This is a genomic window from Legionella nautarum (assembly GCF_001467895.1).
Lineage (GTDB): Bacteria > Pseudomonadota > Gammaproteobacteria > Legionellales > Legionellaceae > Tatlockia > Tatlockia nautarum.
The window spans coordinates 1,108,075-1,132,365 of the sequence record NZ_LNYO01000013.1 but is presented as its reverse complement, the minus strand read 5'-3'; the positions used below and the strand labels follow the sequence as shown (position 1 = coordinate 1,132,365).

Below are 24,291 nucleotides of genomic sequence, written 5' to 3'. Positions count from 1 at the left end.
GCAATTTATTTTCCATGCCTAAAGAGGTGAGCGAATGTCTTATAAGTTTGAAGAAGGCAAAGATTTAATTATTGAAGCTGTAGTTGATAAACTACAACAAAAAATGAGTGCCGGACAAGCCCAATTTTGTGCTGAGTTTGTGCGTCAGTTTTACGGCACAGTTGCATTGGAAGATCTAAGGGAATGGGATATTGACGATCTTTACGGTGCCGCAATCAATTTTTGGTCACTAATTCAAAACCGAGCTCCTAACGAAACCAAAATTCGAATTTATAATCCAGACTTTGAAAGACATGGTTGGCAAACCACTCATACTGTAGTTGAAATTATTACGGATGACATGCCCTTTTTAGTCGATTCATTAAGGATGGTAATCAACCGTTTAGATGTGGTTTCCCATCTCATAATGCACATGGGTAATCTACAAGTAAAACGTGGAAAAGATAATGAAGTCACAGCAGTTTTGCCACGTAATGGGGAGAACCTCGCGAAAGATGTCATTGTCGAAGCGGCCATTCTAATTGAAATTGATCGACAAACCGATGCTTCTATTCTTGAAGATTTACACCGTAATTTTGAACGTGTTCTTGATGATAACCGTGCAGTCGTCAGTGATTGGATGCCAATGCGGGAAAAAGTGAGAGCAGCCATTACTGAGCTAGAGTCAGTTTGTTCTATTCTTGAACCTAACGAGGCAGCAGAAACAATTGCTTTCTTGAATTGGATTGAAGATCACCATTTTACTTTTTTGGGTATGCGTGAATATGAGTTGATTCAAAAAGGGCAGGAAACAATTTTGCAGCCTTTACCTGAAACAGGTTTAGGTGTTCTTCGTCAAAGCATGAGCAAATCAAGTGCGCGCAGTATTTCTGCTATGACTCCCGAAGCTAGGGAATTAACGCTGTCAAATCGCGCCTTAGTGATGTCCAAAACCAATACAGAAGCGACAGTTCATCGCCGCGCTTATACGGACTATATTGGAATAAAGCGTTTTAATAAAAAAGGCCAAGTCATTGGTGAGTTACGTATTATTGGTCTATACACTTCAGCAGCATACAACACGAATCCCAAGCATATTCCATTTTTACGACATAAAGTTGCCCTGATTATGCAAAATTCTAATTTAAATCCACGCGGGCATGCAGGGAAAGTTTTACTTAATATTCTTGAAACCTTACCTCGCGATGACTTAATTCAAGCTTCAGAAGATGAACTGCTTGAAATTGCAATGGGTATTTATTACCTGCAAGAGCGTCGCCGTATTCGGATGTTTGCTCGTACAGATGTGTACCGCCGCTTTGTATCTTGTCTAGTATATGTACCGAAAGATCGTTGGAATACCGAATTAAGATTAGCAATGGAAAAGATCTTGAAGGAGTGTTTTAACTCTCACGAAATTAATTTTTCTACCTGGTTCTCTGAATCAGTTTTTGCACGCATTCATTTTATTATCAGAATAAATCCGCATGATGATACGCAGTGGGATTTCAAAGAGATAGAACAGAAACTTATTGAAGTCGGTCGTACTTGGGCAGACGATTTACAACATTATCTGTTTGATACCTTTGGTGAGGAGAGTGCTAATCGTCTTTATGCAAAATATAAAAGCGTATTTCCTGTTTCTTATTCGTCTAATTTTTCACCTCGTACTGCTGTTTCGGATATCAAACATATGGAGGCTTTATCCATATCTAATCCTTTAGTGATGAATTTTTATAAACCTTTGGATGAAGAACCAGGAAACTTCCGCTTAAAAATTTATCAACATGACGATACGATTCCTTTATCTGAAGTTCTGCCGATTATAGAGCGGCTGGGAATGAAAGCGATAAGTGAAAGGCCCTACCTCTTAAAATTTGATAAGGATAGAAAGACGTGGATCAATGATTTTGCACTTCAGTATAACCATGAAGGTAATTTCGAGATCGATGAAATAAAAGATTTATTCCAAAATGCCTTTGCTAGTGTTTGGTTCGGGCACGCAGAGAATGATGGGTTTAACCAACTCGTTTTATCGGCTGGGCTAGATTGGCGTCAAGTATCAATGATGCGCAGTTATGCTAAATATTTCAAACAAATCGGTTTTACTTTCAGTCAGGAATATATAGAAACAGCCTTGAGTAATAATGCGTCTATTGCTAGAAAATTAGTACGCTTATTTGAAATACGATTTAATCCAACGATTACAGCAAATAGAGAGGTTGACTTTACCAGCCTCGTCGATGAGATTTTCAATGATCTGGATGAGGTTGCGAACCTTGATGAAGATAAAATTATTCGCCAATATATCCAGGCGATTTCATCATCGCTGCGTACCAACTATTATCAACTGGATAAACACGGTAATTTTAAAAACTACATTTCTATTAAATTAGATAGTAAAGACATTCCTGGTGTCCCCAAACCTTACCCAATGTTTGAAATTTTTGTTTATTCACCCAAATTTGAAGCAGTACATTTACGTCGAGGGAAGGTTGCGCGGGGTGGTTTGCGTTGGTCGGATCGTAAAGAAGATTTCCGCACAGAAATTTTAGGTTTGATGAAAGCCCAACAAGTAAAAAATGCCGTTATTGTTCCAAGTGGTGCTAAAGGTGGTTTTGTCCCTAAACATTTACCAGTCAATGGCACCCGCGAGGAAATTTTAGCGGAAGGAATTAGTTGCTATCAATTATTTATTCGCGGTCTTCTCGATATCACTGATAATTATTTAGACGATGGCATTATTAAACCAGAGAATGTGGTTTGTTACGACGAAGACGATCCTTATTTGGTTGTTGCTGCAGATAAAGGAACCGCGACCTTTTCTGATATTGCCAATGCCATTTCTGCTGAATACCGTTTTTGGCTCGGTGATGCTTTCGCATCGGGCGGCTCAGTTGGTTATGACCATAAAAAAATGGGTATTACAGCCAAAGGAGCATGGGAATCAGTAAAACGCCATTTCTACGAAATGGGCAGAGACACACAGAGCAGTGATTTCACGGTTGTGGGCATTGGTGATATGGCTGGTGATGTGTTTGGTAACGGTATGCTATTGTCAGAGCACATTAAACTACTTGCAGCGTTTAACCATATCCACATTTTTGTTGATCCAGATCCAGATCCTAAGGTGAGCTTTAAAGAGCGTGAACGCTTATTTAATTTACCTCGTTCCAATTGGACTGACTACGATAAGAAATTAATTTCTAAAGGCGGCGGTGTGTTTAACCGCAACGCTAAATCCATAAACGTAAGCAAAGAAATGAAAGAAGCTTTTGGCATTAAACAATCAGCTATCGAGCCCAATGAATTAATTAAAGTCATTCTTAAAGCAAAAGTAGATTTATTGTGGAGTGCTGGGATTGGAACTTTCGTCAAAGGACAAGTTGAATCTCATGTGGATGTCGGCGATAGAACGAATGATGCAATTCGTATCAATGGTAAACAATTGCGATGCAAGGTAGTCGGCGAAGGCGGCAACCTCGGCTTAACTCAGTTGGCTCGTGTTGAGTATGCAGTCAATGGCGGACTTATTTATACGGATTTTATTGATAACTCAGCAGGTGTTAATTGCTCCGACAAAGAAGTTAATATCAAAATTCTGCTCGATAGCATTGTTAGAGCTGGGGATTTGACCGAAAAACAACGTAATGAATTATTAGGTGAAATGACTGATGAGGTAGCTAAATTAGTCTTGCGTGATAATTTCAACCAACCCCGCGCGATAAGTGTAGCCGCTTCGCAATCACCACGCCTGATTGAGCTCCATGCACGTTATATTAACGAATTAGAGCGCAGTGGTAAGTTAGATAGAACTTTGGAGTTTTTACCTGATCAAAAAATCTTAATGGAGCGAAAACTACAAGGCAAGGGTTTAACTCGTCCAAGCTTGTCGGTCTTGCTCTGTTATAGTAAAACGGTCTTGAAAGAAGAGATTTTAGACTCAAATGTTCCAGAAGATTCTTTTTTCAAAGAGATCTTGGCCAACTCTTTCCCATCGGTGCTGGCGGAGCGTTTTACAAAGCAGATGCAAAATCATCCACTCAAGCGGGAAATTATTGCCACTAAATTAAGTAATATCATTATTAATGAAATGGGTTTCACTTTTATCTATCGCCAACAAGATGAGACAGGTGCCCCTATATCTGCCATTGTTCGCGCTTATATGATTGCCCGAGCTGTCCTTGGTTTAGATAAAATTTGGCAGGATATTGATGCTTTAGGTACAACGATCACCGCTGAAAAGCAGATCGAATTAACTATGCTTTATTCGCGCTTGCTAAGGCGAGTTACTCGTTGGTTCCTACGTTCTCAACGCATGCGTTTAGATATTACTAAAGCAGTCAAACTCTACTCACCAGGTATGCGTGAACTGAAAAAAGCTTTACCTGAGAAGTTTGGAGAAAGGAATCGTAGCCAATACGATAAGCATTACAACCAATATTTGGAGTTAGGTATTCCTGCTCATTTGGCTCATGAATTATCGATAACTCGCGCACTCTTCTCTGCGATGGATATTATTGAAGTCGCTCAGCAAGTAGATCTGGAGGTAGGCAAGGTTGCAGAAGTCTATTTTGGAATCGGCGAATACTTAGATCTCTCTTGGATTCGTTCACAGGTTATTGCACATCCTACTGAAAATCATTGGGAATCTTTATCAAGAGAGGCTTTACGTGATGATTTGGATTGGCAACAAAGACTGCTAACCGCGGGAATCATAAGTTTTGATAGTAAGAAAAAAGATTTCCAGAAAGGATTTGAAGCTTGGTCAGAAAAACATTCGGCTTTAATTAGCAGATGGCATGAGATCTTAAGTGATCTTCGCTCAAGTTCAACGCTGAACTATACCATGTTCTTCGTTGCTATCCGCGAATTGCTTGATTTGACGCAGACTACAATTCAGATGTCGGAAAAAGAGGTTGTGTCTTGACCACGGGGCTATTACACGTAGGTTGGGCCTTCGCTCATAGCTGCCAGGCTAAGTCCTGGTTAGCTTATAATTCGATCTTTTAGGCCAACAATCAACCGTTGGTACTGAGGAGGCGCTTGCGCCGTCTCGAAGTCTCGCATTGAACTAGGAAGGCTTGAGACGGCCTAACGGCCTCCTCAGCCCGAACTGAGTTATCCCCACAAAAGGAGTATCTAAGGAATTTGTATTATTTTATTCCGCTCGGCCTGAGGAGCACGCATGGCGTGCGTCTCGAAGGCTTGTCCTGGGCTCTCGAAGGCCTTGTCCAGGGGGCTTTTGCGACACTTCGAGACAGCGCTGCGCGCTTCCTCAGTGCGAACGGGATAAACAAAACGAGCAATGAACTAAACAGTCTATTTAATTTCGTGGGGATACCTCCTCAGCCCGAATGGATTCAGATAAATCCTCTTAGCCAGATGGCTATGGGCCAAGGCCTAACCTACAATTCAAGCAGTCAATAAGGTGAGTTTTGTCTAGGAGTGTTAATGAATAAACAAGAAGTTGGTTACTCGGCTGGATTTAAGTTTCTTCATTGGTTTATTGCTTTTATTGCTATATTAATGCTTATTGGCAGTTATTTTCTTGAAGATCTTCCTGAGCAATATCGAGGATTTGCTTTTATGCTTCATAAGTCTTTTGGTATTAGTCTGCTCTTTTTAATGCTTTTTCGCTTAATTTGGATTTGGCGTACAGGAAAACCACCCTTACCCCTTTCTGTGCCTCTCTGGGAAAGAATTCTTTCCAGTACTGTTCAATATGCTTTGTATTTTTTCATGATTGCTATGCCTTTATGTGGTTGGATAATGGCTGTAGCAGCAAATAAAGCACCTTATTTTTTCGGTTTGTTTCATCTTAGCATACCTGGAATTAAACCCAATCAGGCTTTATCACATCTGATGAAAGAAACACATAATACAATCGCTTGGGTTATTATCGTCCTAGTTATTCTTCATATAGCGGGAGCAATAAAGCATTATTTTATTGATAAAGATAAAGTGCTTCAGCGTATGCTGTAACTAGGTTTTGCAGGATTCGCCATAGTAGGTTGGGCCAAGACCCAACCTATATCAGCCCTTTGATAAAGTCGGCATTATCAGCCTCTGCACCGAGATACCTATTTTTAGCTTCTTGAACAATGTGATTAAGTTTTGTTATTGATATATGTGGCATTTTCAACTTCCTTAAAATAGCTTAAGTTTTGATCGCCAGGCATCGTAATCAAGCTGTAAAAATATCTAAATAATTATTCTTTGAAGCAATTGGCTTTTTTTGATCAATTACCCATGGCCTCAAGACAAATCACCTTTGTTTGTGACTCAATAAGCACTTGGCTTGGATGCTCAAAAAGAATGCTCACCGCCACCAAATAGCGATTAGATGTCAGTGGGCAGTAGTCAATTAATTCACCAACTTCAGCCTCATTATCAAGGGCAAATAATTTTTTTCCAGCACTTAAAGTTTCGGTCGTTTCAATGATGAATAACTTTAACCCATGCTTGAGTGTGGCTCGATAATGGGTGCGAGCAACAATCTCTTGACCTTTATAACAACCCTTATCAAAACTTAAATGTCCTGATAAATGCAGATCAATACGATGCGGTAAAAATATGCCTCTTGTATCAGGATAGATCTGAATACGCTTATGAGTTAATTGCAATTGATGCCAAGCAAGAGAACCGCGAAATTGTTGATGCTCAATAAAAGGTTGTATCAATGAAGCGCTCTGATCTTTTTTAATCAAAAGGATATAAAATTGCTTATCTAAACTATAACAGCAACTTTGTTCTGTGCTATTTAGAGCGAGCGGTGTTGAAGGAAGGGGATTATTTGCTGGCAATAAATCTTTAGGATTGGTCAAGTAAAAACCATATATTTGATAGTCCCTGTTCTGCTCTAATTTAACCCGGCTCAGCATGGCTGTTTTACTCAGTGAATGCTCTGTTGCAGCGAGTAAATCGTTGGCTAAGATTAATTGAAAACCTTGCCAATTGAGCACATCAAATAAAGCAAGCACTCGTCCTTTCAAATTACAGCTTGCTCCTTGCTGAATCGTTGAGGCAGAAACTTTGTGGACATCGCAACTGATCTGTCCCTGCAAAAACTCTTCAGCGCGTTCACCAATCACTTTGAGGGAGCTTAGATAGGAGAGATCGAATAAATAATTTTTATTTTTTTCTAGGCTGAGCTCTTCAGCAAAGGGTAAAACAGCGGTGAGTGATCGATTATTAATAAAATATTCTGAAAAATTCATTTTTTTTTGTTCCAGTATTATGATTGCGAATGGTCTGAAGTTTAGTGTAACATCCCCTGGTCTGACAATTGGATGAGTGAATGATTAGTTCTTCAGAAAAAGCAAAACTCTTATGGCATTGCCGGCGCGGTATGCTTGAATTGGATTTGATTTTGAGACGTTTTGTCGAAAATCAGATTGATCAGATGACCCCCGCACAAATCAATACCTTTGAAGAACTACTTCATTGCACTGATCCTGAATTATTTAGTTGGTTCATGGGACATGAAAAGCCTATGGATAAGGAGCTAGCTGATTTTGTTGAATTTATCAGACTGCAAGATAAAGTTAGGTAAATCTACTGACTATGCTAAACTTGCTTTCCTCATCTATCTGAGCTCATTTTTGCTTTTATTTTATTCAGCATGCCCGCTGATTTTAAAAATTGCGATTAGTCTTTTACTCCTAGTTAAATGTTTCCGCATAATTAGTCACCCGCTACCACAGCCAAACTATTTAATGCTGAGCTATAAAGAGCAATGGATGCTTCTTGATAAATATCAACAAATACTCAATTATGATAAAGCGAGGGTGGTCATTGACACGGGTCTTTTCTTTCTCCTCGAGTTATCTGGGGGCTCTAAGAAAAAATTAGTCGTCATATTTCTTGATCAGATTGATCCGCATAGCTACAGATTATTAAATATTATTAAAGCAACGAAGCATAATGTCGACATATAGTTAAATAATTAACCAATTAATAAAGGCGTATCCGATTTTTGACATGTAGGAGCCGGGTAGCTATGGAAGACCTAGAAAACTTAAAGGAAGAGCAACTAGTTGATTTGGCGCTCAAGGGAGAAAATGCCGCAATAAATCGTTTAATATCTCGCTATCAAACAAAGATTTTTCTACAAATACGAGCGCAAGTTACTGATTACTCAATTGCCCATGATTTACTGCAAGAGATTAATATCAAGGTTTTTCGCTATCTACCTCATTTTAAACAACATTCTAGTTTTGAAACCTGGCTATATCGAATTACTCAAAATACGATTAAAAATTATTATCGAATGATTAAGTTTGAGTTTGATAGCCTGTCCAATCAAAAAATATTTGAATCAATTGATGAGAATAATACGCCAGAGTCTAATTTAATAGGTATACAATTGGGGCAATATGTAGATAATATTTTTACAAAAATGCCTAATAAATTACAAGATTGCTTTAATTTATATGCGATTGATGGTCTTAGTTATGAAGATATTGCTAAACATCTTGACTGTCCTTTAGGAACCGTACGTTCACGTATTCATCGAGTAAGATCAATTTTGTTCGAAAATCTTAATCAACTCTTGTAAATGTCATGTTCCAGACTACATATATTAAACCGTTCGGGTTGAGGAGCACGCAGGGCGTGCGTCTCGAAGGCGCTGTTCTGAGGCTCCTCGAAAGCATGTCCTGAGGCTATTGAAGGGAGGGTCTTTTGCGACACTTCGAGACAGCGCTGCGCGCTTCCTCAGTGCGAACGGTACTAACAAAACGAGCAATGAACTAAACAGTCTATTTAATTTCGTGGGGATACCTCAGAGCCCGAACGGAGTTAGAATAATTCTTTCAGAAATTAACCATGCAGCAACGTCTAATTAATTCGAGATTGGAGGAAAAAGCTGTGCTAGAATGCAAAAATCCTAGCAAAAACTCATAGACTATGTTGGAAAGTGATCGTTTAATTAGTGCTAATTCCTCCCCGTCAGAGGAGGTATTTGATCGTGCCATTCGCCCTCTTAGTCTTGAGGAATATATTGGTCAAAACGTTGTTCGTTCGCAAATGCGTATTTTTATCGATGCGGCAAAAAATCGAAAAGATGCACTGGATCATGTGCTGATTTTTGGTCCCCCGGGTCTTGGTAAAACAACGCTTGCTAATATTATCGCTCATGAGATGGGCGTTAGTTTAAGGCAAACCTCCGGTCCGGTATTAGAGCGAGCCGGGGATATCGCTGCTATTTTAACGAATTTACAAGAAAACGATGTGTTATTTATTGATGAAATACACCGTTTAAGCCCTGTGATTGAAGAAATCCTTTATCCCGCCATGGAGGATTATAAATTAGATATCATGATTGGCGAGGGTCCTGCTGCTCGTTCCATCAAATTAGAACTGCCTCCTTTCACTTTAATTGGAGCAACAACACGCGCAGGTCTATTGACTTCTCCTTTACGCGACCGTTTTGGTATAGTACAGCGTCTAGAATTTTATTCTGTCGACGCTTTAACTCATATTGTTTCCCGTTCGGCAAGATTGCTTGGAGTTACTACGGAGGTCGAAGGTGCTCGTGAAATTGCTAGACGTTCTCGCGGTACGCCTAGGATTGCCAACCGCTTATTACGACGAGTTCGAGATTATGCCGAGGTCAAAGGAAAAGGTGTCATCACTTTAAAAATTGCCGATCAAGCACTCGAAATGCTGAATGTTGATCAGAATGGCTTTGATATGATGGACAGAAAATTACTTCTTGCCGTCATTGAGCGTTTTGCTGGTGGTCCAGTTGGTATAGAAAGTATTGCTGCAGCGATAGGTGAAGAGAAGGGGACTATTGAGGACGTACTAGAGCCTTTCCTCATTCAACAAGGATTTTTAGTTAGAACACCAAGAGGTAGAATAGCTTCGGAGTTAGCCTATCAACATTTTGGTTTAACGCTCGCTGAAGAAAGGTAATTTAATGGATAGTATGGAAACACATCATTTTGATATTAGAGTTTATGCAGAGAACACGGATATGATGGGAATTGTATATCATCCGAATTATCTTTGTTTCTTTGAGCGCGCCAGGACTGAAATGATCCGTAAATCTGGCTTGTCTTTAACCACACTTGCGACGTATGATTGCCATTTTGCAATAAATGAGGTGCAGCTTCGTTATTTTTATCCTGCTCGGTTGGATGATTTACTTCAAATAAGAACGAAGATAGGCAAAAAGACCCCTTGTACTATTATTTTTGAGCAAGCAATGTACGATGAAACTAATAAGCTAATTTGTGAGGCAGAAATCAAAGTAGTGTGTGTGAATAATGAAATGAAACCGAGACGTTTACCTGAGCATTTATTTTGAACTTAGGCCCAGAGAAAATTAATCGTTGGTTGGAGGGATAGAAACGTGGCAAACCATGCAAGTGTACTAGGCTATTTTATGCAGGCTGGTCTGGTTGTTAAAACAGTGATGATGCTTTTGCTGATTGCATCAGTCATCTCATGGACGCTTATTTTACAAAGAGCTTGGTATTTCAGTCGTAAAAAACAGCAATGCGAAGGATTCATAGAACGTTTTTGGGACTCTAGTGATTTGAGCAAATTGTATGCTGATATTGATAGTAATGTGGATGACAAACAAGGCTTAGCCGCTATTTTTCATTCCGGATTTAAAGAGTATGTGCGCTCACGCAAGCTTGGGCATATAGCTATTGAACCCATTCAACGAGTTATGCAAATAAGCCATGCAAAGGAAGCCTTGCAATTAGAAAAGCATCTACCTTTTTTTGCATCTGTGGGATCCATTGCGCCCTATGTCGGTCTTTTTGGTACGGTTTGGGGAATTATGACCTCTTTCCAAGCATTAGGCCAAGCACAGCAAGCGACCATTGCTATGGTGGCGCCAGGTATATCGGAAGCACTGGTGGCAACCGCCTTAGGATTATTTACAGCGATTCCAGCCGTTATTGCTTATAATCGTTACAGCACTCGCGCAACGAATTTGCTTGAGCGTTATGACTTATTTCAGGATGAATTAGTTTCACTTATTGAGCAACAGACTACTGCGCCAATGAGAGGATAATCATGCTAAGAAAGAAAAAAACGGGTACTCGTCCAATCGCCGAGATCAATGTTGTACCATATATTGATGTGATGTTAGTACTGCTCGTGATTTTTATGATTACAGCGCCTATGTTAACCCAGGGTGTCACTGTCGACTTACCCAAAGCGGCTAGTGAATCATTAAAAACAGCAGATAGGGAGCCCATCATTGTTTCAGTGAATCAGCAGGGCGATTTTTTTCTCAATATACATACTGATCCCGGTAGTCCAATTAGCCCGCAAGCGTTGAAAGTTCGGGTTGCTGCTGAATTAGAATTAGCCCGCCAATCCAAACAAGCGCTCAATGTGCTCGTTAAAGGGGATCAAGGTGTTCCCTATGGCAAAGTGGTGACGGCCATGAGTTTATTAAAGCAAGCCGGTGCTGAGCAAGTAGGCTTATTAACTGACTCTTCTGGGACTATGCAGGAGAATCAGGGATGATCCTAGAGAAAAGTTACCGGAAAGCATTTATTACAGCTATTTTTTTACATCTTTTCTTAGCCTTAGCCCTATTAGTCGATACCACGACTAATCAGCGGCCTGTCATGACGCCAGAGGCGAAAAATGAGCCAAGCCAAGCTTTACCTGTTGAACAAGCTGCTCAGCCTAAGGAAGAAATTGTCAAAGCAGTTACTGTTGATAAGAAAGAAGTAATGGAAGCCGTCCAACGGCTAAAGCAAGAGCGAGCTAATCAGTTAAAAGCAGAGCAATCAAGACAACAAGCCTTAGCTAGGCAAGTTGAAATGGCAAGAAAGGCTCGATTACAGGAGCAGCAGCGCTTAGCAAAAATTAAGGAAGAAGCCGATAAGTTAGCGATTGCGCGCAAGAAACAAATTGAGGAAGAAAAGCGTCATTTAAAAGAGTTAGCTGAGCAAAAAGTTCAAGAAGCAAAGCGGCTCGAAGAGTTGAAAGCCAAACAACAGCAACTTAAAAAGCAACAGGAAGAAGCTGAAAGGTTAGCGGCGCTTAAACAAAAGCAAGCTGAGGAAAAAGCAAAAGCTGATAAACTCAAAGAACAAAAAGCGAAAGAAGAATTTGCGCGTGCGGAAAAAGCAAAAGCTGAAGCCGAGGCTGAGAAAAGACGTCAGGCTGCGTTACAACAGCAAGCCGTTGCTGATGCAGCAAAAAAAGCACAGCTTGCAGGTGAGGTTGACAAATACAAGGCAATGATTGTGAATGCCATAAGTCGTCAATGGATTTTACCTGAAAATGTCGATAGTAGTTTATCAAGCCAATTTAGAATTCGTTTAGCACCTGATGGTGCGGTATTAGAAGTAAGCTTGATGCGCTCTAGTGGGGATGCAGTCCTAGATCGTTCAGCTCAAACAGCTATCTATAAAGCATCTCCGTTACCAGTGCCCAGTGATCCAGACACTTTTAATTTGTTCCGGGATATTAGTTTAACCGTACGTCCAGAAAACGTCAGGGGGTAACCGTGTTGAAACGTTTAATTGCAGCAGTTTTATTATTTATTCCAATCCTGTCTTTTGCTGTTGATTTGGAGTTGACGCAAGGGATTAATTCGGCCTTACCCATTGCGATTGAACCCTTTGGTTATGATGAGATAGGACAACAGTTATCCGAAGTCGTCAATGCTGATTTCCGTTTTTCGGGGCAATTTAAAATTATCCCTGCACCTCAAGGAAGGCCATTAGCGGTTAGTGTATGGCGTGATGCCGGCGCAGACAGCGTCTTATCGGGGCAAGTAACTCGCATTGGCTACAATCGCTACGATGTGAGCTATAAGTTGTTAGATGCAGTGGCTCAGGGTAAAGTTTTACTAGCTAAAAATTACCAAGTTAGCGCCAATGAAGTTCGTGCGCTTGCTCATCATATCAGCGATGAGGTTTATCAAAAACTGACAGGGGAGCGTGGCATTTTTTCTACTCGCATTGCCTATATCCTTGTTCAACAAAAGGGTAGTGATAAAGCAAAATATTTTCTCGAGGTTGCTGATGTAGATGGTCATAATCCACAAAGCTTACTTGTTTCTACGGAACCTATTATGTCGCCTGCTTGGTCGCCAGATGGTCGGGAAATTGCCTATGTTTCTTTTGAAAAAAAGAAAGCCCAAATTTTTACAGTATCCGTTGAAACCGGTAAACGCCGTTTGTTAACTGATTTTGCAGGAATTAATGGTGCACCCGCTTGGTCAAATGATGGACGAAATCTCGCAGTGGTTTTATCGAAAGGGGGTTCTCCAAAAATTTACAGCGTTGATCTAAGCAGTGGCTATATGAAGCAACTCACCTTTGGTGAAGCGATAGATACAGAGCCACGCTATTCGCCAGACGGAAAATCGATTTTGTTTACTTCTGGACGTGGCGGTTCGCCGCAAATTTATCGTCTGTCACTTACCGATGGCAGTATTGCTCGTATGACCTATGATGGTAATTACAATGCTCGTGCTTCCTATACGCCTGACCAAAGGCATATTGTTATGCTGCATCGTGGCGAAGACAGAGCGTTTAATATTGCTATTCAGAATACCGACAACAATGGCCAGGTAACGCAATTAACTTTTTCACCGGCTGATGAATCGCCTTCAGTAGCGCCTAATGGACGATTAATTCTTTATGCTACAAAGACAAATGACAAAGGTGTTTTAGCTATTGTCTCTATCGATGGGCGAACTAAACTGCGTCTACCAGCAAGAGAAGGTGATGTCCAAGAACCTGCTTGGTCACCTTACTTAGGTTAAATATCGATGAGGAAATTGAGTTTCCTTTTTCTCATGTTGGTTCTTCTTGAGAAAGGTTATTGTTGGAATGCTTTGGGTCACCGTTTGGTGGCTCAAATTGCTTACTTTCATTTAACCGACCATGCTAAACAAGTTTATAATCAATATAATCATGCACTCGATAGAGTCTATCGAAAACACACTTTAGTAGACTCAGCGTCTTGGTTAGATAGTTTACGTTATCAAAATGAGCTGTGGTTGCGAAAAAAGCATTATATTAGTCTGCCCTTTTCTTTTGATGGTACAAGGCTGCAGCCGCCTAATAAAATGAATGCTATCTCAGCAATACAAGAAGCAAAAACGATTTTACAAACGTCAAACAGAGAGTTTGATAAAGGTTTCAGTTTGAGAATTTTATTACATGTTGTTGGAGATATTCATCAACCTTTGCATGCTGCTAATCTCTATAGTGCGACTTATCCTCAAGGCGATAAGGGCGGAAATCTCTTTCGTTTAGGCAAAAATCCAATTGCAGGCAGTTTACATGCTTATTGGGATAAGGGTGGGGGATATTTAATTAAAAGGCGAGCTTATTCAAAAAATCAGTTAGAGAAGAAAGCGAAGCATATTGAAAAACTGTGGCCTTGCAAGCCTGAAAAAATGAAGCTCAATCCCCAAGTTTGGGCAGCAGAATCTCATCAAATTGCAATTGATAAAGCCTACCGCCTAAAAGCAAGACAAAAACCTGATAAGAACTATCAGTCGATGGTTAAACGTCTCACGGAAGAAAGAATAGCCCTGGCTGGCTGCCGATTGGCAGCCTTATTAAATCAGATTGACTCCTCTAGGATTTATTGGAAAGATAATAGCTAAAATGATGTTAAGTAAATCTTAAGCTAAATTAGATATTATTTTTAGCGCAATGAATATCAAAAGAAAAATTAAAATGCCTAAAAGATAGAAAGACAATTAGCTATCAACAAGACTCTGCAAATTCTTTCGCTTTTTTATGCTCAGTTACTTCGTTTTTCTCCATCCTCAATACCAGTCAAACCACATGAATATATTCGTAAACCCGCCAGGTTTTCCTTTGCAACCTTTCCAGTTTCATCATGACGAGCGTTTTGACCTGCTCAATTAACTGTTTGCCTGCCCCATCAAAATTGAGAATAGGCTATTTAGGATTATCTGGCTCAGCCCGAAATATGATCTATTTGTATAATAGTATTTACATCCGGCTTGGCAATGCATTAGTGTCGGGCATTACAACCCAAAAGAATCTTCAAAATCTATAACCCAAACTAACTTGTAAGATATCAATAGCACTGGTTGCAGGTGTCGTCCAAGAAGTTCCAAGGCCTCTATGTTCAAATACTTGATTTTGACTGTGTATTTTACTGGTATTCCAAGAGCTACCAAACCGCATATATTGAACCCCAATATATAAATTTGGATTTAAATCGTGAGACGCCCCTACAGCAAACAAGGGAGCAACCCCATTAAAGGAAGAGTGTTTCCATGTTCCATAATAGTTACCAGAGTGATAGTACATAAATGTTGTGTCATTAATAAAATTATAATGATTTAGGCCAATACCGAATTTAATATAGGTATTAAAATTTTTAAATCGCAGAAAAGTTATTTTTGGTGCTAAATAAAACAACCAATTGGAGTATCCAAAATGTGATAATTGACCGTTGGGGTTAACGTAAATGGATCCCTGTCCCGCAAGGTATTCTACTTTTTGAATATAATACAGGCCAAATTCTGTCGCAATGAAGTTGCTAAAATTATATCCCAGATTAGCACCCGCGGTCCAACCCCATTGATTTACAATTTTGTCATTAGCTGTAATCGGACCTGCTTCATGACCTAGGACATTTGCGGTATAAGCCAAACTTCGCAATATAGGAACATCTCTATAAGCACCACCAAACGCACCCTCTAAATAAACTCCTCCGTTAGAGCTTATTGCTTCTCCCATTTTACCAGCATTTATTGAGGTACTCCACCCAACAATTAAACAGACAGCCAAAACTAGTTTCACTTTCATTCTTAATAATTTCCCTATCAGAAGTAGTACGCCAGGCAATCAAGCGCAAGCAATACTAACAAAAACAAAATATAAACCAAAAAATTTACGGATATTAAATTTTTTCACGTACATAGAATAAAACATTATCAATAAAAAAGACCATGAGATCAAAGACGCAATCAGCCAGATAAATAAGTATTGCTATGTTACTTGTCCGTGATATATAAACTCAGTATCGCGGGATTAAAAAATACTTGATTTTAGAAAGTTTACAATTAATCCATTGAAAATCAATTTGTTATATTTTACATAATTTCATAGAAAAGTCCCTCTTTTAAAAATTTATCCAGCACAAATTAATAATTTCATAAAGCCGGATTTCTTAAGGTTGGCTTAAGGTTTCTAATGTATGGTAGGCCCATTTCTAGACGCATAGACGAGTTGGTATGGGCAGGAAAAAACTTTCAAAACCGGTTATAGATGAAAACTTTACTACTTTAGCCGCAAGCCCACTTGGGCAGCTCTTAAACCACATCCACGATAGTTTAAATGCCCTAATTGTTGAAAATGAAAAAAAGAAAGAGCAGCCTACAATACATAAATCCTACGCAACTCAAAGGCTTGAAGAACTAAAGGAGCTATTTGATAAAAGCCAAAATCTGCTGAAGTATTACAATGAAGGGAAAGAACCTAGTGGATTTTCTTTTCTTCCCTTCTGTAAGAATGCAATAGGCTTCTACATTCAGCTGCATGATGCCCAAGGATTCGATACGCCTGCGTATGTTTTTTATAAGCTAGTTCAAAAAAAATTACCCCAGCTCATTGAAAGTTGTGAAGTTAAACAGTTTGATCCATCGAATATATCTAGTTTTAAAGAAAATTTAAAAGCCAAATTAAAGAAGCAAAATTATGAAGAAGCCAAGCAGATTCCTGGTTGTAATTTAGAGCAATATTTTCTCACTGTTGATCGAGCGATTGATGGGTTTTATATAGAAAATGATAGTGCATTTGATTCCACAGTATTAGCTAATGAAATAGCTGATGAAATTAATTCAGCCTTATATAAAAAGTTTTACTATAAAGACCTTATTATCAGCCACCCCTCAATGTATACGCTTATCATTGAGATAATGGATTTGCTTGAGCAGTTGCCTGCTGAGTTAAAAGCGGTTGTACCTTTTTTAAATCCCAAAGCATTTAACATTGATATAAAAAATAGTCTAGCAGCATCGGTGATTCCGGAGCGTTTTGCTTATCTCAAAGTAACTGTTAAGCATACTCCCCAACCCGCACCTGTCCTGATAGAAGGACAGGCTTCAGAGGACTCAATTGCTGGAAGTGCTTCAGAATTTTGTTACGAGGTTACGGATAGTAATGAAGCGAAAATATTTTTTTCCCTTGATGAAGTATTTAGGGGAGTCATGGTCGGGGTTAAATCCATCTTGTCGAAAGCCTTAGATGATTATTTTCGGAACTATGCTGAAACGGCCCATGTTAAAAGCGAAATTACAAAAGCAGAATTGCTGCAAGAGTTTACAAAAAAAGAAAAGGAGAGCGCTGAGAGAGCTATAGCAAAGGCGATTCAACTTGAAGAATCGTTTGAAGAGTTTAACGTTTTTTTTAAAAAACTAAGCAGATCTGATAAAAAAGTAGACGTGCTGGAAAAACAAACTAAAGTTCTTGATGAAAGCATCAAAGAATTAGCAGAATTACTACAACGAAATCAAGACTATGAGTTGCAAAATGTGGCAACCTTATTTAGCTCCCATATAGAATTAAACCTCGATTTGCAGCAAAGTGCAAAAACCGGTGTGGATACCTCCTATATTGCAGAGCAACTACCTGAGACTATTGTTGCTAGAAACCAGTTTGGTCAATTTGTCGTTATGCCAATTAAAATTGCCTTGAGTATGGAGCCAGCGAAGTATAGAGAAATAAAGCAGCTTTTAAATTCTTTAGAAGAAAACAGAAAAGAGCTTATTAATAAACAGAAGCAAGAAGCGCAGTCTTGGCAGCATGAAGTGCTGAGTTTTCACGAGGCTAATAATAAACAGTTTGATAAGAGCTTCAGTGATTATATTGAATGGGCATCCCATTTATTGAGTGTTTTTGAAGACAATTTTGATAAATTTGGAACTGATACAAAACTTAAGACAATTGCTGAACAACTCGCCTTTGTATTTGAGAGTTTAGCAAAGGCACGAGATTATTTGAATTCAGTACGAATGCTAGAAGAACAAATGCATGCATCGATTGCTAAGACAGCATTAGCATCTGAACTGTTATTTAAAATTGAACCAACAACGGCCGCAAAGATTCAGATTAGCTACCAGTCAAGTAAAAATAAAATCGAGCAAATCTATATTTTGATGCAAAATAAAATTGCAGCACTAGAGTCACGACAGAAAGCTTTGGATGTTCAATATAACAAAGCCAAAGCAGCGAAAGAGCTGCATGAGATAATGAAATCCGCTGATCCAGCTCTAATCGTCGAACTAAAAGAAAGTAAAATCACCGAGCTAGCAGCACTAACGAAAACATTAAAAAATCAGAGTGATATTCTGTTAGTAAAAGAAAATCGAAAAGAAGAATTAGTGAAATTACAGCTAGAAATCAAAGCTGAATTAACTAGTGCACAGCTCGACTTAAGTGGTCAACAAATTAAATGTACAACGAAATGCATAGAGCTAATGGAAACGCTTAAACTTTTTGCTGACAAAGATCCTGAGACAATTTTAAGTCATGATAAGTTAGTTACTCCTCAAGGGATTAAAGAGGCTTTTGCTTACTTAAATGCATTGATGATCGAGACAAAGCAGCAGCTTGAAGAATTAGAGGATGAGCGGTTCAGTAATGATAAACTGGCTGCATTAATCACAGCTAAAGAGTTCATTTATAATACTAAAGGAAAAATTAAATTTAGTACTTTGGATAAAAAAATTAATATGATATTTAACCGGAAAGACGGAAAGGGATTCGATTTTTTATTAGACCTAATGCAAAGTAAATATCATACAAAAGAGCGTTGGGCTGGACATCGGAGTAGAAAGGGAAATGAGCTGGCTGTTATTGAGGATACAAACACTCTTTTGCTAATGCTGGCTTCTCATATCCAAACCTGCGAAATACAAAAAACCGATCGACCCAAACTGCTTGCTTTCCAAGAAAAAAAGAAAGAGCTTCTAAACTTATTGAATTTAATAAAAGTTATGGAAATTTATGTCCAAAATGTAGAAAAAATAATAGAAAAACATGAGCAGTCTGAGAAAAATAAAAGCGAGCTTACAAGTGAAATTGAATTCATAAATAGAAAGCTAATTAAATGCAAGGAAGAAGTAGATGCTTTAACTAAAGATATAAACATCCTCGATAAAATTATTCAGTTGCTAAATGGGCACCAGGAACTAAGTAAAGAAATTGCTGATTTGGTAAATCGAGCTTCTGATTTAGACGTAGAAGGGCTTAATCTCATTCAAGATCCATTAATTGAGGGAATTAATTCCGTGGGACTAAAGCTACAGCAGCTAGAAGAATTATCCAAATATGCGGAAGTTGAAGCCCTTGACTTAGCCGATACTGCGGCTTACCAAAATAACTTTAGTAAAATTAAAGAATTAGCTAGCGATTCCAAACACAAAATAGATCGATTTATCGCAGACCTCTGCCATAAGAAATTCAATGATTTGAAAGAGCAAATAGCGAAAGGCAAAGAAGGACTCGAAGCAATTTCTTTGGAAAAAACTAAAATTACAGAGGAAATTCCAACGCAGGCTAATCGATTATTACGATTGAATAATTGGCTAAATTTATCGGTTAATTTAGTACAAAGTGTTGGTGCTTCATTACCGAAAATTCGATTGATAGAAACCGACCTGCAACAACTTGCTGATGCACAGTTGAAAACAGAAATCCAAAGTACAATTGGAGAACTTAAGCAATTAGATCGAGATTGCCAAGATCGATATTCACAGTGTTTAGAAGCAATTAACTCCCTGCTTAAAGAAATTTTATTGGAACTTAAGCAAAATAAAGCGAAAGCACAGTTAAAATTTGACGAAACTCAAGCGAGTTGGGAGCTTAATTCTGCCACTCTAAGCGAAATAGATAGTTATTTGAAAACTATTCCTATTGTCCAGTTAGAACTATTAAAAAGTTCTTTAGGAGACTTAGCTCCAGCCACTCAAATAACGAAAATTTTAATGGGCTATGAAGAATTAACTTTGCAAATGGCTAGCAAAAATTGCATTCATTCTGACTTAGCTAAGCGTATCGAAACAAGAGTCTCTTTTACTATAGAATCTAAGGAAGAATTAGCCCGCTATGCAGTTAATCGCAAAAGCTTTAAAGATCGTTTATTTTCTCAAGATGCACAAATGCGTGAATCATTTATTGAAACACTTAATTTTGAGCTAGATAATTACGCAAAATCGGGTGATAGCAAGGCAATCATTACTCTTATACAAGATAGAAAAGAATCATTTGAAGGGTTTAAATTACGTTCAATTCTTAATCGCTTTTTAGTTGAACTGAATGAGTTCGATAGAACAATCCCTCCAGATTATGAATCTAAATTTGATACTATAGCTGTTGTTAATCACGAGCTCGCGCTTGCCTACTTACACGAGATTAATAACCCTGAATTAACTGAACTAATGAATAAGCTTTATGAGGAAATAAGCAATTTAAACCATTTTGGCGATACTATCTTAAATAGCTTTGAAGATCAGGGTAAAGTTGCTAAGAATTTAGCAACTGCTCTGCAGGCGAAAGCGGATCGCTTTATTATTGAAAATAAAGATGAATTCAATAAAGTAGAGCTTCCCTTAGAAAAAAGGCAGTTTTTCTTAGATTTTTACGCTGATTTCAGATGCCATATCCATAGCAAAGATGAGGTAATGAGCCAGCACACTTCATGGTTTCCTTTGGTCGCCAATATAGGTCTTGCCGCCCTTGCCATTCTTAGTTTTGGTATAGCCATTCCTGTCAAACAAATAGTTACTGAATTAATAACTGGAAAGTCAGCTTTTTTCTGTAGAACGGATGGTTTAGAGTGTGTAGATAATATCGAAGAGGTTGTTTCTAAAAATATGGCTGCGTCGGCAGCTTAGGTGGGTCTTGGCTCGACCACTCTACAATTTACCTCATACCTACGTCCCGCGTCTAGTCTGGCGTTATTACAAACTCTACTCTCATCCCTACCTACTGCGGCTTGTCCGCGTTATCCAGCGATCTCATTTCATACCTAGATCTCTGGATCCCGCGAACAAGTCGCGAGACGTAGGGAGAGGGTTCAACCAACAACTCCGAACAAGCCGCGGTAGCTAGACGGAAGGGGTTTTTATCCTTAAGGCAGCACCATTGGGTCAAGGCCCAATCTATGCTAATGATTCCATAACCGCACCTAAGAATCGTGTCGCTTCACCACCTGTGACAGCGCGATGATCAAAACTTAAGGACAGGGGTAACATACGATGAATCTCAACCTTACCATTGCTAGCCACTGCAGCTTGATATAACCGACCAACTGCAAGAATTGCAACCATTGGAGGAACGATAATAGGACTTGCAAAACGGCCTGCAAATTTACCGAAATTAGATAAGCTAATTGTTGCTCCTTTCAATTTTTCAGGAGCGATAGCACGTTCTGTTACTTCCTGTTTATAATTGTTAATTATTATGCGTAATTGCTCATCAGTACATTTCTCTGCATCATGAATCACAGGGACGAACAATCCCTCTGTGTTATCCATTGCGATACCCAAATTGACTTCATTGAAGCATTTTCTTGCGCTGTGTGTCGTATCAAACCATGCATTCAGCGCGGGTTCTATTTTACAAGCATGAACGATAGCGCGGATTAAGCGTACTGTGATGTCAGTTCCTGTTTGCCAACTTTCAATATCAGCTTCATCAAAAATACTAACTGGCACAATTTCATGATGTGATTGCACCATACTATGGAGCATGGCACGGCGCACGCCGCGTAGGGGTTCATAACCTTCAGGTAACTCTGCCTTTTTAGTTGCGGCAGTTTGCACATCATCGCGAGTAATGAGGCCATGCTCACCACTACCTTTAATTAAATGAAGTTCAACTCCCAATTTCTTTGCTAGTAAACGCACGGCCGGGGTTGTTTTAATTCGTTTAGAGTCTGCACGAGTGGAGCCAATAATAAAATGATCGGGACTAATATCAGTGCTTTCTTCAAGGTTACCAACGACGGTTCCCTTATCAACTCTGGGTGTTTCGGCTGCTTCAAAGCCCACTAAAGGTTCACCTGTTTTTATCACATCACCAGGATTACCAAAAAGTTTGGTAATTTTTCCATTTTGCGGGCAGGGTACATCGACTACTGCTTTGGCTGTTTCCATGGATACCAGGGGCTGATCAAGCGTTACCATATCGCCTTCTTTAACAAACCATTCATGAATTTCTGCATCCGGCAAACCTTCGCCCAAATCAGGTAGATTAAAAATATTCATTATTACTCCATTATGCTCATGACACTGTCTTTTATTCGGGAAACACTGGGTATGTAGTGTTTTTCTAGCTGAAAATAGGGCATGACTACATCATATCCAGTCACGCGTTGTACTGGAGCTAATAAATCGCTGAGAGCATATTCCATGATTTGCGCCGAAATTTCGGCACCAACGCCACCTGTTTTTGCTCCTTCATGCACAATGACACAACGTCCAGTTTTTTCAACAGAGGCTAAGATTGTTTCGATGTCTAAGGGTTTAATTGTCGCGATATCAATGACTTCACAGGAGATCCCTTCAGCATCAAGTTGTTTCGCCGCTTGCATGGTTTCATGCATGCTAGCTCCCCAGCTAATTAAGGTCACATCATCACCTTCTCGTAGAGTGAAGCATTTGCCAAGTGGCAGTGCCTCGCCATTGTCTTCAACGGGTTGCTTGACTAAACGGTAGATTCGCTTGGGCTCAAGAAAAATAACGGGATCTGGATTTCTTATTGCAGCGAGAAGTAAGCCATAGGCTCTTTTGGGCGAGGAGGGAATAACCACCTGCAAACCAGGAATATGTGCAAATAAGGCTTCGGTGCTTTCTGAATGGTGTTCTGGCGCTCTAATACCACCACCAAAAGGTGCACGGAATACAATAGGACAATGTAAACGGCCACGAGTACGGTTTCTCATTCTTGCTGCATGAGCAATAATTTGATTCATGGCAGGGTAGATGAAGCCCATAAACTGGAATTCTGCGACGGGTCTTAAACCTTGCAATGACATCCCAATCGCTAGACCGCCAATCATTGATTCAGCAAGAGGGGAATCAAAAACACGACGTTCACCAAAACGGTCTTGCAAGCCTACCGTTGCGCGAAATACCCCTCCGTTTTTACCGACATCTTCACCGAAAACGACTACATTTTCATCGTTAGCTAATTCATAAGCTAAAGCTTGGGTTACTGCTTCAACTAAGGTTATATCAGGCATGAGTCGCTTCCTCCATGGCGATAGCGCGTTGCTCAATTAAATAAGAAGGTAGCTCAGCAAAATGATAATCAAAAATACTGCTAATCGGCTGCTTTTCTTGACTGAGATAGTCATCCACGGCTTGCTGAACTGCTTCGTTGCTTTCCTTCGTTAATTGATCTTCTTGCGTTTTATCCCATATTTTTTGTTGTTCTAAAAAATGCTTAAACCGAGTAATTGGTTCTTTTAATTTGGCTTCTTCGACTTCACTGGGTGGTTGATAACGAGTGGCATCATCGGCGGTTGTATGATCACAGAGCCGATAAGTCAATGCCTCAACCAGGGTAGGTCCTTCGCCACGACGGGCTTTTTCGATAGCTTCACCGATCACTTTTCGGCAAACCAAAACATCATTGCCATCAATTTGAATACCCGAAAAACCTGCAGCTATCGCTTTTTGAGCAACCGTTTGGGTCGCTGTTTGCTTGGAAAGCGGAACCGAGATAGCCCACCGGTTATTATTGACGACAAAAACTACGGGTAAATTCCAAATACCAGCGACATTCATTGCTTCATAAAAATCACCCTCAGAAGTACCGCCTTCACCCAGGCAAACTACAGCAACACGGGGCTCATTACGATATTTAAAAGCAAAGGCAACACCGGCAGCATGCAGGCATTGAGAGGCAATAGGTACCGAAATAGGCAAATCTTCGGTATTGTGTTCAAATCGACTGCCGCGCTCATCACCACCCCAGTAGCTTAAGATCTCAGACATTTTTACACCACGCTGGAACTGAGCGGCATAATCACGATAATAAGGGATAAATACATCTTCCGGTCGCATTGCATGGCCAATCGCTGTGGAGATTGCTTCCTGACCATTAATTGGCGCATAGGTACCCATTTTACCAGTTCGTTGCAGGGCAATTGCTTTTTTATCGAACATTCTAGTACGCACCATTACGCGATAGAGGTCCTTCAACATATCAGCATTATTAGTAAAATCAGGTAAAGCGTCACAAATTTCCCCCTTTTCATTAAGCACTTGGCTAAAGGGTATTTCAAATCGGGCGACTATAGCCACGGTCGGTCTCCTTTATT

General features: G+C 39.5%; 18 protein-coding genes. 13 read left to right on the top strand and 5 right to left on the bottom strand.

Annotated elements, in window-relative coordinates; translation table 11 throughout:
* The first annotated feature begins 34 nt into the window (after positions 1–34).
* Positions 35–4,909: an NAD-glutamate dehydrogenase gene (locus Lnau_RS08420; RefSeq protein WP_058504671.1), complete on the top strand. Its 4,875-nt coding sequence runs from the start codon at positions 35–37 to the stop codon at positions 4,907–4,909.
* 524 nt (positions 4,910–5,433) lie between these two features.
* Positions 5,434–5,964 carry a cytochrome b gene (locus tag Lnau_RS08410; RefSeq protein WP_058504669.1) on the top strand — a complete coding sequence of 177 codons (531 nt, stop codon included), beginning with the start codon at positions 5,434–5,436 and terminating at the stop codon, positions 5,962–5,964.
* A 257-nt stretch (positions 5,965–6,221) separates the two neighbouring features.
* Here the strand turns inward: Lnau_RS08410 and ygfZ are convergent, their stop codons facing one another.
* On the bottom strand, positions 6,222–7,199 hold the full coding sequence (gene ygfZ / locus Lnau_RS08405) for a CAF17-like 4Fe-4S cluster assembly/insertion protein YgfZ (RefSeq protein WP_058504668.1): 978 nt from the start codon (positions 7,197–7,199) through the stop codon (positions 6,222–6,224).
* Between the two features lie 83 nt (positions 7,200–7,282).
* Between ygfZ and Lnau_RS08400 the strand changes: the two genes are divergently transcribed.
* The 10 genes from Lnau_RS08400 to Lnau_RS08355 all read left to right on the top strand — a co-directional run bounded on the left by Lnau_RS08400 (position 7,283) and on the right by Lnau_RS08355 (position 14,587).
* Positions 7,283–7,534 carry an FAD assembly factor SdhE gene (locus Lnau_RS08400; RefSeq protein WP_193786803.1) on the top strand — a complete coding sequence of 84 codons (252 nt, stop codon included), beginning with the start codon at positions 7,283–7,285 and terminating at the stop codon, positions 7,532–7,534.
* 187 nt (positions 7,535–7,721) lie between these two features.
* A complete protein-coding gene (locus Lnau_RS08395) occupies positions 7,722–7,919 on the top strand; it encodes a hypothetical protein (protein ID WP_058504666.1) in 198 nt (65 codons plus the stop codon).
* 62 nt (positions 7,920–7,981) lie between these two features.
* Entirely contained in the window at positions 7,982–8,539 is a 558-nt protein-coding gene (locus tag Lnau_RS08390) for an RNA polymerase sigma factor (protein WP_058504665.1), read from the top strand.
* Positions 8,540–8,889: 350 nt separating this feature from the next.
* On the top strand, positions 8,890–9,900 hold the full coding sequence (gene ruvB, locus Lnau_RS08385; RefSeq protein ID WP_058504664.1) for a Holliday junction branch migration DNA helicase RuvB: 1,011 nt from the start codon (positions 8,890–8,892) through the stop codon (positions 9,898–9,900).
* 4 nt (positions 9,901–9,904) lie between these two features.
* A complete protein-coding gene (locus tag Lnau_RS08380; RefSeq protein WP_058504663.1) occupies positions 9,905–10,294 on the top strand; it encodes a YbgC/FadM family acyl-CoA thioesterase in 390 nt (129 codons plus the stop codon).
* Between the two features lie 45 nt (positions 10,295–10,339).
* Positions 10,340–11,014, top strand: a complete 675-nt coding sequence (gene tolQ / locus Lnau_RS08375) for a protein TolQ (protein WP_058504662.1) — start codon at positions 10,340–10,342, stop codon at positions 11,012–11,014.
* A 2-nt stretch (positions 11,015–11,016) separates the two neighbouring features.
* Positions 11,017–11,475 carry a protein TolR gene (gene tolR / locus Lnau_RS08370; protein ID WP_058504661.1) on the top strand — a complete coding sequence of 153 codons (459 nt, stop codon included), beginning with the start codon at positions 11,017–11,019 and terminating at the stop codon, positions 11,473–11,475.
* Entirely contained in the window at positions 11,472–12,467 is a 996-nt protein-coding gene (tolA, locus tag Lnau_RS08365; protein ID WP_058504660.1) for a cell envelope integrity protein TolA, read from the top strand. Before tolR ends, tolA begins: the two co-directional genes overlap by 4 nt.
* A gap of 2 nt (positions 12,468–12,469) precedes the next feature.
* On the top strand, positions 12,470–13,735 hold the full coding sequence (gene tolB, locus Lnau_RS08360; protein WP_058504659.1) for a Tol-Pal system beta propeller repeat protein TolB: 1,266 nt from the start codon (positions 12,470–12,472) through the stop codon (positions 13,733–13,735).
* Positions 13,736–13,741: 6 nt separating this feature from the next.
* Entirely contained in the window at positions 13,742–14,587 is an 846-nt protein-coding gene (locus tag Lnau_RS08355; RefSeq protein ID WP_065240262.1) for a S1/P1 nuclease, read from the top strand.
* A gap of 409 nt (positions 14,588–14,996) precedes the next feature.
* Here the strand turns inward: Lnau_RS08355 and Lnau_RS08350 are convergent, their stop codons facing one another.
* Entirely contained in the window at positions 14,997–15,767 is a 771-nt protein-coding gene (locus tag Lnau_RS08350) for a porin family protein (protein WP_058504657.1), read from the bottom strand.
* 428 nt (positions 15,768–16,195) lie between these two features.
* Here Lnau_RS08350 and Lnau_RS08345 point away from each other — a divergent pair, with 428 nt between their 5' ends.
* Positions 16,196–20,857: a synaptonemal complex protein 1 gene (locus tag Lnau_RS08345; RefSeq protein WP_058504656.1), complete on the top strand. Its 4,662-nt coding sequence runs from the start codon at positions 16,196–16,198 to the stop codon at positions 20,855–20,857.
* 267 nt (positions 20,858–21,124) lie between these two features.
* On the opposite strand, the gene Lnau_RS08340 is transcribed toward Lnau_RS08345, so the two are convergent.
* From Lnau_RS08340 to pdhA, 3 genes are read right to left on the bottom strand one after another with little or no spacing between them, the layout of a single operon-like run.
* On the bottom strand, positions 21,125–22,231 hold the full coding sequence (locus Lnau_RS08340; RefSeq protein ID WP_058504655.1) for a dihydrolipoamide acetyltransferase family protein: 1,107 nt from the start codon (positions 22,229–22,231) through the stop codon (positions 21,125–21,127).
* 2 nt (positions 22,232–22,233) lie between these two features.
* Entirely contained in the window at positions 22,234–23,208 is a 975-nt protein-coding gene (locus Lnau_RS08335) for an alpha-ketoacid dehydrogenase subunit beta (RefSeq protein WP_058504654.1), read from the bottom strand.
* Complete coding sequence (gene pdhA, locus Lnau_RS08330; RefSeq protein ID WP_058504653.1) at positions 23,201–24,274, bottom strand: pyruvate dehydrogenase (acetyl-transferring) E1 component subunit alpha; 1,074 nt, start codon at positions 24,272–24,274, stop codon at positions 23,201–23,203. Before pdhA ends, Lnau_RS08335 begins: the two co-directional genes overlap by 8 nt.
* Between the last annotated feature and the right edge of the window lie 17 nt (positions 24,275–24,291).

Bases quoted from the DNA above. Each gene is read 5' to 3' on its own strand.
- Lnau_RS08395 (WP_058504666.1), top strand. From the start codon at position 7,722: ATGCTTCTTGATAAATATCAACAAATACTCAATTATGATAAAGCGAGG.
- ygfZ (WP_058504668.1), bottom strand. From the start codon at position 7,199: ATGAATTTTTCAGAATATTTTATTAATAATCGATCACTCACCGCTGTT.
- Lnau_RS08390 (WP_058504665.1), top strand. From the start codon at position 7,982: ATGGAAGACCTAGAAAACTTAAAGGAAGAGCAACTAGTTGATTTGGCG.
- Lnau_RS08335 (WP_058504654.1), bottom strand. From the start codon at position 23,208: ATGCCTGATATAACCTTAGTTGAAGCAGTAACCCAAGCTTTAGCTTAT.
- tolR (WP_058504661.1), top strand. From the start codon at position 11,017: ATGCTAAGAAAGAAAAAAACGGGTACTCGTCCAATCGCCGAGATCAAT.
- Lnau_RS08350 (WP_058504657.1), bottom strand. From the start codon at position 15,767: ATGAAAGTGAAACTAGTTTTGGCTGTCTGTTTAATTGTTGGGTGGAGT.
- Lnau_RS08355 (WP_065240262.1), top strand. From the start codon at position 13,742: ATGAGGAAATTGAGTTTCCTTTTTCTCATGTTGGTTCTTCTTGAGAAA.
- Lnau_RS08380 (WP_058504663.1), top strand. From the start codon at position 9,905: ATGGATAGTATGGAAACACATCATTTTGATATTAGAGTTTATGCAGAG.
- Lnau_RS08410 (WP_058504669.1), top strand. From the start codon at position 5,434: ATGAATAAACAAGAAGTTGGTTACTCGGCTGGATTTAAGTTTCTTCAT.
- Lnau_RS08420 (WP_058504671.1), top strand. From the start codon at position 35: ATGTCTTATAAGTTTGAAGAAGGCAAAGATTTAATTATTGAAGCTGTA.
- Lnau_RS08345 (WP_058504656.1), top strand. From the start codon at position 16,196: ATGGGCAGGAAAAAACTTTCAAAACCGGTTATAGATGAAAACTTTACT.
- ruvB (WP_058504664.1), top strand. From the start codon at position 8,890: ATGTTGGAAAGTGATCGTTTAATTAGTGCTAATTCCTCCCCGTCAGAG.
- Lnau_RS08340 (WP_058504655.1), bottom strand. From the start codon at position 22,231: ATGAATATTTTTAATCTACCTGATTTGGGCGAAGGTTTGCCGGATGCA.
- tolA (WP_058504660.1), top strand. From the start codon at position 11,472: ATGATCCTAGAGAAAAGTTACCGGAAAGCATTTATTACAGCTATTTTT.